This window comes from Ancylomarina euxina, assembly GCF_003863355.1.
Classification (GTDB): Bacteria; Bacteroidota; Bacteroidia; order Bacteroidales; family Marinifilaceae; genus Ancylomarina; species Ancylomarina euxinus.
This window is the reverse complement of sequence record NZ_QQWG01000012.1, coordinates 39101-53266: the sequence shown is the minus strand read 5'-3', so window position 1 is coordinate 53266 and position 14166 is coordinate 39101. Positions and strand designations below refer to the sequence as shown.

General features: G+C 36.7%; 6 protein-coding genes. 3 read left to right on the top strand and 3 right to left on the bottom strand.

Annotated elements, in window-relative coordinates:
* Window positions 1-404 precede the first annotated feature (404 nt).
* The 3 genes from DWB61_RS12090 to DWB61_RS12080 all read right to left on the bottom strand — a co-directional run bounded on the left by DWB61_RS12090 (window position 405) and on the right by DWB61_RS12080 (window position 6904).
* On the bottom strand, window positions 405-1994 hold the full coding sequence (locus tag DWB61_RS12090) for a sulfatase-like hydrolase/transferase (protein WP_125031162.1): 1590 nt from the start codon (window positions 1992-1994) through the stop codon (window positions 405-407).
* Between the two features lie 346 nt (window positions 1995-2340).
* Complete coding sequence (locus DWB61_RS12085) at window positions 2341-5868, bottom strand: chondroitinase family polysaccharide lyase (protein ID WP_125031161.1); 3528 nt, start codon at window positions 5866-5868, stop codon at window positions 2341-2343.
* Window positions 5869-6169: 301 nt separating this feature from the next.
* Window positions 6170-6904 carry a DUF6250 domain-containing protein gene (locus tag DWB61_RS12080; RefSeq protein WP_125031160.1) on the bottom strand — a complete coding sequence of 245 codons (735 nt, stop codon included), beginning with the start codon at window positions 6902-6904 and terminating at the stop codon, window positions 6170-6172.
* A 560-nt stretch (window positions 6905-7464) separates the two neighbouring features.
* On the opposite strand from DWB61_RS12080, the gene DWB61_RS12075 reads away from it, so the two are divergent.
* From DWB61_RS12075 to DWB61_RS12065, 3 genes are all read left to right on the top strand, one after another.
* Window positions 7465-9708 carry a polysaccharide lyase family 8 super-sandwich domain-containing protein gene (locus DWB61_RS12075; protein ID WP_125031159.1) on the top strand — a complete coding sequence of 748 codons (2244 nt, stop codon included), beginning with the start codon at window positions 7465-7467 and terminating at the stop codon, window positions 9706-9708.
* 16 nt (window positions 9709-9724) lie between these two features.
* Window positions 9725-10936, top strand: coding sequence for a glycoside hydrolase family 88 protein (locus DWB61_RS12070; RefSeq protein ID WP_197091192.1), 1212 nt, complete (start codon window positions 9725-9727; stop codon window positions 10934-10936).
* Between the two features lie 161 nt (window positions 10937-11097).
* Window positions 11098-14160 carry a chondroitinase family polysaccharide lyase gene (locus DWB61_RS12065; RefSeq protein WP_125031158.1) on the top strand — a complete coding sequence of 1021 codons (3063 nt, stop codon included), beginning with the start codon at window positions 11098-11100 and terminating at the stop codon, window positions 14158-14160.
* Window positions 14161-14166 lie beyond the last annotated feature (6 nt).

Sequence of the window (14166 nt, the reverse complement as noted above, 5' to 3'; positions counted from 1 at the left end):
GCCATTGAAATTCAGATACACTTCCCAAGAAGACACTTATCTCACGTTCAAGGAGCGGAAGTTTAGAAAATATAACAGCCAATGCCGATATTCCGAAAGCTGTCAGAAAACGAGAAGCTTCTATCTTGGAATTTGCGAAAGCACAAGGTGCTAACGCCCTCTTATATTATAAAATAGTTGAATGTATTATAAGTTACCCAACTTTGTTGAGCTTCTACCTATTCTTGCATCTGCATTTGCTGGCTTGTCCAATTATTTGACTTCACCTCTACACGGAACAAGACCGCTTTGAATATCAGATATGCTTCAAAGTTACGATGACAATTATTAAAAGAAGTTCCAAGTGGCATCTTTTTCCAAGCTCAAAAGAACAAATTTCTCTTTCCTGAATAGTCTACAATTTTTTATGATACCGGTAATAATTTCATCCAAGTTTCCTTTTTCCACTCGATAGGTTTTTCCATAGTTAAAATCCATTTATCAAAAGCAGATTTCATACTTTTCACTTTAGCGGGGAAATCTAAGGCTAAATTCTTAGACTCTCCAGGATCCTGTTTAATATTATATAATTCGTAAAAATCCCCTACAGGATAATAATGCATCATATAGTCGCCTTCTAAAACGGTTCCTGCAGGATCAGAAACATTCTCTTTATACTTACTCATAGGGAATTGATCTTTGACCTTACTTCCCTGTACAAAAGCTGTATAGTCATTCCAAAAACCTAAATTAATATCACTCCAGTGATAAGCTTGTGTTCCAGCCCAAAATAATTGTCTATCATTTGATAAACTTTTTTTACCTTTTACGATTGCTCCCAAATCAATGCCATCAAGGTTCGCTGGTAAATCAATACCTGCCTCTATCATAGCAGTAGGCAACAAGTCCATAGCTGAAACATTATCCGTAACAACAAGTCCTTTTTTATATTTTGACGGATACCAGGCAAACATAGGCACATGAACGCCACCTTGAAACATCAGGCCTTTATTCCCTTTAAAAGCGCCATTCAATGGTAAAGGAGAATCGACCACTGCACCATTATCACTAACAAATAGTATTATGGTGTTATCATCCAACTTTAATTCTGCAAGTTTACTTACAATCTTACCTATACCATCATCAACTGCGGCTAGTGTGGCGTAATAATTATCAACTTCAGGATTGCCCGTATTAAAGCGCTGATATTTTCTCGGAGCTCTTTCTTCTAAAGGAATATGAGGTGCATTATACGATAAATACATAAAAAATGAATTCTCCTTATTTTTCTCAATATAAGTCAAAGCCTCATCAGTAAATTCATCGGTAATATAGCCCTGTGATTTTACATGATCGTAATCTCTAAACAGACTGGTAGCATTATAATAGTTACTGCCGTGATAATTAAATCCGAAATAAAAATCGAATCCTTTATTTAATGGATGTTGGTCTTTCACACAACCATAAATGCAATCCCGATGATAGTCTCTGGTTTTATCTACAAGAGAATCAATGGTTAGCTCCCCTAAGTGCCACTTTCCAATCATAGCCGTTTTATAACCATTCTCCTGAAATGTTTCTGATAAGAATTTCTCTTCTGGTTTTACGCCAGCTTCTGCATCGTAGTTGTTATAAATACCAAAACGTTGTGTGTATTTTCCAGTAAGTAATGCCGCACGAGAAGGAGCACAAGTTGTAGAGGCAACAAAAGCATTGGTGAATTTAACACCTTCGTTGGCTAACTTCGCTGTATTGGGCATAGCCGTTTGAGCTGCCTTATAAGCCTCCTCAACCGAAGTCCTGTACCTTTTGGTCACAGTTGTATTATTAAGTTGCTCCTGATTATACGAATTCGAATCAAAATTCAATTGCCCATAACCCTGATCATCGGTAATAACAACAATAACATTTGGCTTCTTTGTATCATTTACATGTACTTCCTGATTGGGTGTTCCTGTTGAGCAAGCCCCTAGCATGACAGGCCAAATTGCATGGATAGATTTAGATATATTCACTGTATTCAGAATTTTGAATTAGTATTAGTATGAAAAACTCAAATATCTGAATAAGCGCAAAGTAGAATGTCTAATATCATTCACATTTTCTCCATTATTATACAATTCAAAACATCGAGCAAGCTATTCATCCCAAACAATTGCCGATTATTATTTTGGGGACAATTAAATACAAATGTTTGTCAAGACTTACTTGTATCCTCCTATTCTAGTTTAAATGACTTTTCACCAAACAATTATTCAGACAACAAGGAAAGCAAAGATCAGCCATATTTATAACTATAAAAAAAGCATCTGCTGAATATTCAACAGATGCTTTCTTTTTGCAAATCAAAATTGTATTGACTCATTCTCTAATTACCAGTTTTTTCGAAGCACTTTGCCCATTCATTTGTAATCTGACAATATATACCCCTGTTTTATTTGGAACATCCAAATATAATTCTGTTGAATCTTTATAAGGAGATGAAGCCACAATTCGACCCATTAGGTCGTATACTTGAACTCTAGTATCAGCAGGTGGTATTTTTGTCGATCTTAAAATAACCTTTCCGTCGCTACCATGTATATAAACATTATCATTTATATCAGGTAAGCCTGTCACTAAAGTACTAAAGCCAGCAGACGAGTATACATCAGAGATATTATCTGATAAATCTTTTGCAACAGCATACAAAATGTAAGTCTCTCCTCTTTGTAGATTATTCAGGTCTCCTGTCCATAGTTCATTTTCAGTACAATCCACTTGCCCACATACAATTGCTCCAGATCCATTTATAACATCAGCGGCAAAGGGCATTGCACTACTTACTGAGTTTAGATACCAAAATAAAACGCCACTCTCATTACTTCCTATTTCGATTGATGCTGAGTTATCTCTAATATCATCTACATTTATTTGATAAATAATTGGAGGAACATTATCCGATACTTCATCTTTCTTTTTCAATTTTAAATGCCTAGGAATACCATCTTTCAATTTGAACTGAATCTGTGTTTGCTGATTAGCTGTTGAAATAATTTCACCCTCAGAATCTTGACCAACAATTTCCCAATTTCCTTTTAATGTCAGAACAATTACAGATTCTTGACTTGGCTTTGCAGAGGTATAAGCAACTTCAGGAAAATGAAGATCAGGATCACACAAACTTAAATTCAGTTCGCTCTTATCTGTCGATGATTTAATCATTACCAAACTTGGAGCTGTTACTTGTTTAACAAACTCATCAGTTGAATTTGTGTTCTGTTCAAAAAACACGTAGCCAGTAGTATTGGTTTCACGATCCCACACAATATGAGCATTTTCATCATGCTTTAATACTTTATAAGCTGCAGTTTCCTGACTCTTCATTCTATCAGAGAAATCCTGAATAGACTGTGCCGTTGAATTTGGCAAGACCACATATTCATAAGTCGAATTCGAAGGAGAAGTTCCATGATTAATCCAGGCTGCAGCAAAATCACCTTGCGTGTTGGCTTTTGTTTTATTATGACGAGAATCTTGTGTTGAACGAGAAAGATTCACTTCAGCACCTTCTTTTATCCAAAAAGCATTACCTACAGGGTCAAGTAACCAATGACTTTTTTCTGAGTCTAGACTCTGCTGCACAGGGAAACCCGTTACAGCATTTCCTCCATCTACATAAGTCGCATCAGATTGCTTTTGTAAGTTTACTTGAAACAAACTTGTTTCTGTCTTATATTGAGAATTTGAATTTGATATATCTGAACCCAAACAAATAATTCGATTTTCGAAACAGAATACTGATTTATTAGCCTGATGATCATAAGTAAAGTTCGTTCTGCTTTTCTCTCTGAGCTTCATACCAAAAATCCCATTCTCTCCATTAAGATTTGAAGCCCCCGCAAAACCTTCTTCTGATTTTTCCATTAAAGTTCCAGATAAAGGACTCTCCAATAAATCTAAAGGTAAATGGATACTGGTCGCTCCTGGATATCTGTTCCAATCCCAACCATTTTCAACAAATCCACTTTCCACAGCATTAACCTTATCTCCTGATCCAATCACTTGAACTGTTCCATAGCTCTGATATCGACCATATCTGTTATCCTTAGTATATATCTCCGATCCCCAAACATGCTTATTGTACCCCTTAACACTCACCATCCACTTATCTCTACGATGAATACCCAATGCGCCATAATTGTAAGTGTAATTTCCTTCAGGTACAGCTTCAGCTGTAAGCCCCAAAGAAGAAAACTCTTGTTTGAATGTCGTATTAGATGATTCAAGTCGCATATACGAAGCTGCCATTTCGTTCCATACTTCAGCTTTTGTATACGGATTACCAGATTTAGCTAAATAAGCAAAAGCATTTATCGTTCCACTGCTTATAGATCCAGAAAGAGGATGACGCCCACAAATTCCAAACCCCCAGTCCAAATGATTAGAGTAATTTCGCATAGTCAGTAAGGCTTTTCCAAAATTGATTCTGGCTTCATCCGAAAGGGCAAAACAAGTTCCATTTACAAATCTTAGAAAGCTTCCAATTCCTGTATAGCCACCTTTGCTGTATGCCGGATACAATCCTCCATGATGAAATCCTGTACCATCTTCTTTAATTCCTCCCATGCTACCAGGTACAACTTTCAAAGAGATGTCCATCCAACGTTTAATAGCCTTCAATTCTCTGGCTTTTTCAGGTGTATCATCCATAGTCATTATTGCTATAAGACGAGGAATTACAGTAGTGTTCCAACTGTCCATTAAACCCTGTAGAGTTCCAACTTCTGGCACAACTCTGTACTCCTGCACACCTGTCCAGTATTTAATCATAGCTACGGCCTCGTCTAACTTTCCATCTTCTTTCAATACACCTTTCATCAAGAAAATAGCAGGAGGGAACTCACGGAAATTATAACCGTAATGGTGATTGGTTCCCATGCCACTTCCCACATCCAAGCCCTGATCTATCACATAGTCCAACAAATCATAAAACATTTGTCTAGCCTCCGCATCCTTATGATGATGCCAAATTTGAGCCAAATCTTCCAATACAGGCCCAATCTGAATCATCTTAACATCATTCAAACTATTCACATATTCATCATCACTCACATAAGGGCGACCTGTTATATGCTCTCCAATTCGATGAATTTGAAATGACTGAAATGCACTTTTAGTCGATGCGATTTTACTACTTGAAGGAGAACTCCCCTGATATGCTTTTATCATATCAGCTTCTATTGAATCAAAAGCTTTTTGTTCTTCAAAACTTACTGTAGACTCTAGTAATATATCATGATTGTAGGTATCAAACCAATGCCAAAGCGCAGCCCAATGATTATCATTCATTTCAGGATTAATCAAAGGCAGTTGTTTATCTGGCGTAACACGGTCGTGAATACGTTCGGATGGAAACATCATACGATCAAAAAAAAGACTTCCTGAAACCACATCTGTAGGAGCTTTCACCTTCATATAATCCAGATCTTTTCGCGATTTTGGACCACTCATATCCTCATCGAATCGTATCCAACAAGCTCTCCACCCCTTAAAGTTGATACCATAATCAAATTCATACTCCATGGAATCTCCTTTTCCAAACTGAAAAGATATTTTTTTATCCAGAGGTGTCTCATTGTAAATCCATAACATTAAACCACCTTTATATGTATTCAAGGCAGTTTGCATATTAGGTGGATTCATGACAGTCAGGCTAGATCCTTGTGTCCAGTCCCATTTTAGCGACTCACTTCCTAATTTATAATGTTCAGTGCTCATACTTAAATTCGCACCATTATTTGTACTCCAAGTATTAGGAACTTCTGTTTCCAAACCAATATATTGCGCTTGAACTCCCAAGCTAAATAAACAAAGTTTCAAGAAAAAAATAAGTGAAATTTGACGCATTATAATTTAATATTAGGATAATAAAATTAAGTAGAAGCTCCAGCACACCTGGGCTTCTTTTTCTAATTTATTTTATATTTTAATTCAATTGTAATCATAGTTTCAGTTTTTACTCTCTATTATACAATTCTGATCGCTTTTGCATTAATTTAAATCGTAACACTAATCACTTTCTCAGTGAATAGCATCAATAAAATAACTAGTAAGATGATATCACCTAACCGCTTTTGCATATTTTTCTTTATCATATCTTCATATACTATTGCTTGTTCTTTAATAATCATATTCTTTGTAAACCATTCTATTTAATCTGTTTTTTTTCAATACGATAAACCTTAAAATCATCAATTTTCATATGATTCTCAATTGTTCTTATTCCAAACCAACCTTGGGTATAAGGTGATTCATCAATAAAATCATAAACCAATTCCCCATCTCTGAAGAACTGCACTTGGCTCCCCATAGCTACCAATTGAATTTGACAGGATTTATTTGGGGAAATTAGCTCTGTTTTACCTTCTAAATCATGTTCAGGAAGAAGGGGCTTCTCTCCTTTTCCATTATACCTCCGAAATCTTGTCTTAGTATTGTTGTGTCCTCCCATGCCTACATAATACAAACGTAAAGTATCGTAATCCTGAAACTTACCTGAGGCTTTTCTTGGCGAATCAAACAAATCATCTGCATTTCGTGGATCACTAGCCATCCAGAAACAATTTAAATCACTCACTCTATCATTAGTCCCACCACTATCTATAACTGTTGCTTGATATTCAATCAAGATATCACCGCATAGTTTATGTTTAAACCAAACGGTTACTCCCTTAGGCACATCAATCTCTAAAGCACCCTTATTTACACCGACCCTATTCCCTGATTCGGCTTGCAATTCGGTAATCCAATCATCTGAATTATTCGAACTAAAATCGTCTTGATATAGTAATGTCTTCTTAATGAAATCAGCTTCATACTTTTTGTTTTGAAAACAAGATTGTAGCAAAACCACCAAACTAATAAGCGATAAAAAATATTTCATTCTGTTTGTTTTATTTATAATCATCTTATCATTTTCAAAGTACTCCTCTTCGAAAACGATTTCAAGATACCTGAAAGAGTATTGCTCAACAAACTCTTACTGTCCCAAAAAAACATTTCGGAACCTCCTCACAACCAAGCAAAACATAAACGCCTAATAAACTGAGCATTAGACACACTTACAATATCATCCGAACGATTTTAAACATCACCCCCAATAGACACTGAAAACACTCTAAAATCATCATTCTAAATCTAGAATATGCAATTACAGACGTAAAACGAAAGAAACAAGTCTGCAGTACTCTAGGTCTTCCCAAAAGTCATACCTGAATTATCCGTACAAAATCAACCTATCAAACCCAATCCTAATTCGTGTAAATAAAGAATTTGACACCTTAAAACAGAAAACATAAACAATTGATATACTGAACCATTAAACTTACCAACAAGAAAAACGTCCCATAATTAACTAAAGACTAATACCTACGACTTGCAATTCTTAATTTTAAATAAAGACTAAGTATAGAAACGATAATAAATCACATCAAAATATCTGATATGGACATAAAACAAAGCATTAAAATATGCAGCTTATTCGTTTGGAGCCTTCTGATTTCGACAAGCGTCTTTTCACAGACGTCAAATAGTAGTAAACTCAATGAAATCAGAAAAAATCTTGAAGGAAAAAACCTTTCCACTCGCTGGGAAAAGATGAGTACTGAAGAAGCGCTTTCTCTTCTTTTGGAGAATGGTAGTTTTTCTGACCAAAAACCAGATAAAAAGCAAATTACTGGTAGAATAATGCAGTGGGCAATTGATTACCATAAAGATGCCCATTCCAATAAAGTAGAACTAAGAATGGCTATTTACAAAGCCTTGCAGTATTGGCTGGATAATCGTCCAAAATACCAATTCCCATCCATTCCATTTGAAACACTCAGGGCTGTGGCTGCTATTGAGCTTGTTATATATGAGGATATGATGAATGATCGACTGTTATCTGCTGCTAAGGAAAAACAAATCGATAAACTTATTGAAAGTATAAGAGAATTTAGTCATTGGTGTTGGTATAACGGTAAAAGTTCCGAAAAATTCGACAAAGCTGAAGGCCATAACCGCGGAGGGAATATGGGATACCGCTTATGGGCGATGACGGCTATCGCCTCCTGTTCGGGAGATCCCAAAGAAATGGACTGGGTACATCAAATCGTGAAGGAACAATTTCCCCGAGTTCTGAACACAACAAATGATTTACCAACTGGATTCACTCCTGATGGCTCATGGATACAACACAATGCAGGTGGAGCACAGAACTACTGGATTGGCTATGGAGTTCATTGGATCAACCACGTTTTAACTTATGCTAAAGTTACAAACAAGAGCAATTGGGAGCTAACACAGGAAGAGTGGAACACTCTTGCTGACTATTATTTAGATGGCATCCAATGGTATTTCTACAAAAATCATGGTGCTCTGAATATTGCAGGTCGACATAACGCTCTTAAACAAACTCCTCTTGATAATGGTGCTATTCGAAAGGATGTATTAAAACTTATGGAAGAAGGACAGATAGATAGTTCTAAAAGAGCAGCATTAAAAGATCTTCTAAAAAGACATCAAGACAAGCAACTTGCACACATAGACTCTACGAAATATTTCTGGAATACTGATCTATTAATCCACAGTACTAATAATGCATATTTTGCCATCAAAATGCTTTCGAACCGCACTACAGGCTGCGAAACTTCTGAGAGTGAAAGAGCACATGGTAAAAACAACTTTTTAAGTGGCGATGGATCTACCATTATTTATAGTTCTGGGAAAGAATACGACAAAGCCAGAATCGGATGGAACTGGAGAGCTTGGCCTGGCATTACTGCTATTCAGAAAACAGGGAAACTTCCACTTAGTCCTTGGGGACGTGAAAGTAAGAGCCTCAATCAATACACTGGCGGTTTATCCACAGGCAAGCAAGGTATTGCAGCTTTTAAATACAATCGTAAAAGTGAATATGTGAACCTAAAGGCAAACAAAGCCTATTTCACTTTTGACAATAAGATGCTGGCTCTTGGTAATGGAATTAATAAGAATCAAGCTGATACTTTCGATGTTTGGACAACAATAAATCAAACCGAACGAAAAGGTGATATTCATTTCCATATCAATGGGAAAAAAGGAAAAATCAAAACTGAAAAGTATAAAAATCTTGAATTTAAAAAAGTTAAGCAGCTTTCCTGGGTTTATCATGAAAATACAGGCTATATCATCTTTCCAGGTAATAAAACAGGTATTGTAAAGCTATTTGCTGATAAAAGAAATGGTAACTGGTCTGATCTTGATGGTCGATACTCCAGCAAGAAAAACCAAATTGAAAGCACTTCAATATTTCAAATATCTCTTTCTCATGGATCAGAACTCGTTGATGCAGATTATGCTTATATGGTTATTCCGGGTATTGATCTCAAAACTTTACAAAACAGCTTAAAAAAACTGCCAATTATCATTCAAAACAATGAGATGGCTCAAGCTGTTCGATATGATACAGAGTCTTTTATGATCGTTTTCTATAAATCTGGAGAAATTGAGTTGGCTAATAACTTAAAGCTATCAGTAGCTCAACCTTCAATTATTCACTTAAAGAAAGTTGATAACAACTGGAAAATGACTGTATCAGATCCATTGCACAAGCAAGATAAAACTGAGATAAAGCTCACTAAAAAAGATAAATCAAAAACTTGCATAATCAACTTTCCTAGTGGAATCAACAGAGGAAAATCAATTGAATCAACTTTAAAACTTTAAATAATCAATATCAAAAATGAATCATTTTTTTAAATTAACACTTGTTTCGGCATGTATGATTAGCTTATTCTCATGCAGAAATCCTAAAACAAGTTCAAAAGGCAGTATTGAAGCTAATATCGAATTCGCAAGTCAACAAATAGGGCGCGAAATTGATATGATGAATGCCAAAGGCGTAATCCTTAATCCCAGAACAATTGAAAAAGATGGAAGTACCAGATACAACACTCCAGAATTATGGACTAGTGGATTCTTCCCGGGATCGCTTTGGTATCTTTATGAGCTAACAGGTGATAACAAATGGAAAACTGAAGCTAAGAAAATAACTGAAACACTGGATACAGTCCAATACTTAACTTGGCATCATGATGTTGGCTTTATGGTATATTGTAGCTATGGTAATGGATACAAACTGACAAAAAACCCTATATACAAGAAAGTTATTATTCAAGCAGCCAAATCATTAAGTACTCGCTTTCGACCAAACATTGGAGCCATCCAATCGTGGAATATTCAACGTGGCTGGCAAGCGAAACGTGGCTGGCAATGCCCGGTTATTATCGATAATATGATGAATCTGGAATTGCTTTTCGAAGCGAGTAAACTTAGTGGTGATAACAATTTCAGAGATATAGCTATTAAGCATGCCGAAACAACATTGGCTCATCATTTCCGACCAGATCACTCTTGCTATCACGTTATCGACTATGATACCATTACAGGCCAGGTTCGAAATAAAGTGACTGCTCAAGGTTATGCTGATGAGTCGGCCTGGTCGAGAGGTCAGGGCTGGGCTATGTATGGGTATACACTTTGCTACCGCGAAACTAAAGATGCAAAATTCATGAATAAAGCTGAAGATATTGCAGCATATCTTTTCGAGCATACAAGAATGCCTAAAGATTTGGTCCCATACTGGGATTTTGATTGCCCTAAAATTCCTAATACACCACGTGATGCATCAGCGGCTGCAGTTATAGCTTCAGCTCTATATGAAATGAGTACCTATTGTCCTGAAAAATCAGAAAAATACAAAGCTCTTGCTGACCAGATTGTAGAAAATTTATCATCGGATGCTTATCGAGCTAAGTTGGGAGAAAATAACAATTTCCTTTTGATGCATTCTGCAGGAAGTATACCACATGGTGCTGAAATTGATGTCCCATTGAACTATGCCGACTACTACTTTTTAGAAGCTCTTGTGCGTAAGAGAAAACTGGAGCAATAGTGAAACAAGTCTGGCAGGTTTATAAAGGCAATATTATAAACCTGTCAGCAATATAAGCGCTTAGCACTCCCATATTTATAATCTGGCACCTTTGTGAATAATAAAGATCCTAAAGTTTCAACAATAATTATTTTATTGCAATCGATTTAAAACAACCCAACATGAAAATGCAACAGCCTTTCAAATCAATACTGATCTTTTTGATAGTGTTCTTCAATAAAGTATCGGCTCAGGATTTTATCAATCCAGCCATTATTTCCTTTGAAGATTCAATCAATCAAAATTGGTCTACTCCTTCCCCATCAAGCATATCAACAAGTACGGCGCATTACAAACATGGCAAGCAAAGTCTGCAATGGAACTATGACCAAAATTCGGAATTGATCATTGACCAAAATATCAATTTCAAGCCCTTTGATCCCAATGCCGAAGACAAATCAATCCCTACATTTTGCGTTTGGGTATATAATGAAACACCAAAGGACGAGAAAATCAAATTTCAATTCTTAACGGATAATCAAGTAAACTGTGAATTCGAATTTGGAATCAATTTTAAAGGTTGGAGAGCAGCCTGGGTCGCTTTTGAACGCGATATGCAGGGACAGCCTGAGACAACAATGAATAAAATGAAAATTCTATCTCCAGTAACGAATACTGGAACACTTTTCTTCGACCATATTATGCTGTGTACTCCTGCTGACAGCAGATGGAACACTCCAGATTATCAGGTTCCTTTCGTGAATGCTAATACAAAAAACCACTGGCTTATTCTTTACAAATCGAGCTTAAACAAACCAAGTGAAAAACTGGAAGCTTTAAGTCAAAAACAAATAAAGGGTATTCAAACCATCAATAAAAGATACAGCAAAGAGGTTATTAAAAAGCAAAAGGTTAATGAGAACCTACTTATCAAATTAAAAAATGCTTACAACAAGTATGAAATTGCACGTCAGGATGACCAGGTCTCTGGAAAAGTGATGTGGTTTTGTCGTTTCTCAGAAATATACAAGCCTTACACTAAAAATTTCAAGGACTACTTCGATAAAAAGGGCAAAGGATTAGCAGCTTACACAAAACTGATGCACGAAATTGCTTCAGCATACAATCAAACTGATAATGCTGATTACAAAACGGAATTAGAGGAGCTATTTTTCAATATGTCCGATCATTTGATCGATCAAGGATGGGCCGAAGGAAGTGCAAACGGAACCTTACATCATCTAGGTTACAGCATGAGAACTTACTACGCGGCTTACTTTCTAATGCGTGAATCATTAATCCGAACAAAGCGAGCTGATCAAGCTCAAAAAGCCATGGAATGGTACTCAGGAGTAAAAGAAGTTTTTGCACCTATTCATGAAAAAGGCATGAGTATTGATGCTTTTAACACCTCTGTTATGGGACGTTTAGCAAGTATTCTGATGTTGGAAGATTCACCTGAAAAAGCCAGATATTTAAAAGCCTACGTTAAATGGCTTGACAATGGATTAGCCTATGCTCCTGGAGTTAAAGACAGTTTCAAAGTAGATGGAAGTGTCTTTCATCATGCAAACAACTACCCTGCCTATGCCAATGGTGGTTATGATGGAGCTACAAAAATGCTGTACTTTTTCAGCAGAACACCTTTTCATATTTCAGAAGAAGGACATCAAATCCTAAAGGAATCCTTATTAAAAACACGCCTATTTTGCAATAAGGAAACCTGGCCAACTTCTATGTCAGGCCGTCACCCTAATGGAAAAGGAAAACTATCTGCTCAACATTACATGTTTATGGCTCTATCGGGAACGCCTGATGGAAAAGACAATGTTGATGCAGAAATGGCAGCAGCTTACCTAAGATTAATGGAAGGCAAGAAAACAACCGGAGCTGTAAATAAATTACAAAAACAAGGCTATAAAGCAGAAACTGATCCCAATGGAAACTGGACTATGAATTATGCTGCTTTGGGCATCCACCGAAGAGCTAACTGGTCAGCTACAGCACAAGGACACAGTCGTTACCTTTGGGCTGCCGAACATTATATTGGAGCGAACTACTACGGTCGTTATATGAAACATGGGCAGCTTCAAATCATTTCAGGAGTTGAGAAACCAAGCGTGTTCACTTCAGGATTTAATGTAAACGGATGGGATTGGGGGCGTTTTGCTGGAACAACCGCCATTCATCTGCCTATCGAAAAACTTAGAGCGAATATTTTGAATGTTGATCTGGTAACAGGGTACGAAGAAATGCTGATTTCAGATGAGGCCTTTGCAGGAGCCATATCCCTTGAAGGAAAAAATGGAGCCTGGGCTATGAAATTGCATGAACACGACAAATACAATGGTTCACATCGTGCAAGCAAATCTGTTTTCTTTTTCGACAACAGAATCATCTGTTTAGGTAGCGATATTGAAAATACAAATTCTGATTACGAAACTGAAACGACTCTTTTTCAAAATTACTTGAATGAGGCATCAGAAAGTATTAGTTTCAACAAGGATGAAATTATTCAATTCCCTTTTTATAAAGCAAGCCAAGGCAAAAAAGCGACTCTGCTTACTGATAATGTAGGTAACAGTTTCTACATTCCAGCAGCCTATACTGTTGAAGTGGGCAAACAATTACAGCATTCAAAGGATCAGAAAAAGGAAACGCCAAACCAAGGTAACTTTGCGGCGGCAGTTATCAAGCACGGTAAAGCGCCTCATGGAGCAGACTATGAGTATGCGATCCTTGTTCAGAGCAATCACAATGAACTGGTACAGTTTGCTAAGCAAATGAGCAAAAAGAAAAAAGCGGCTTATACCGTTTTACAAAAAGATAGTAAGGCTCATATTGTAAGAGATCATGCCACTAAAACGAGCGCTTTCGCACTGTTTGAAGCAAATGCTGATGTTAAATTATCGGGACTTAATTCGGTAAGTGCACCTGCATTAGTCATGATAAAAGATAAAGAGCATTCGAAAATAATGAGTCTTTGCGATCCTGATCTTCACCTTTATGAAGGAGAAGCAGACGTCGTGATGGAAAATGGCAAGCGTAAAGAACGAAGTGTGTATTCGAGAGACTGGACAGCTAACGAAAGTAAAGAATCTACTATTTGGGTGAGCTTAAAGGGCGAGTGGACCCTAGAGGCCAATGCGTATTGCAAGCTGATCAGCAATAATGAAAATGAAACCATACTCGAATTCAAATGTCAACACGGACTAAGTAGAGAAGTGGAATTAATAGCACAGTAATTAATA

Coding starts and splice junctions, on each gene's coding strand:
- DWB61_RS12080 (WP_125031160.1), bottom strand. CDS start 6,904: ATGAAATATTTTTTATCGCTTATTAGTTTGGTGGTTTTGCTACAATCT.
- DWB61_RS12075 (WP_125031159.1), top strand. CDS start 7,465: ATGGACATAAAACAAAGCATTAAAATATGCAGCTTATTCGTTTGGAGC.
- DWB61_RS12070 (WP_197091192.1), top strand. CDS start 9,725: ATGAATCATTTTTTTAAATTAACACTTGTTTCGGCATGTATGATTAGC.
- DWB61_RS12065 (WP_125031158.1), top strand. CDS start 11,098: ATGAAAATGCAACAGCCTTTCAAATCAATACTGATCTTTTTGATAGTG.
- DWB61_RS12085 (WP_125031161.1), bottom strand. CDS start 5,868: ATGCGTCAAATTTCACTTATTTTTTTCTTGAAACTTTGTTTATTTAGC.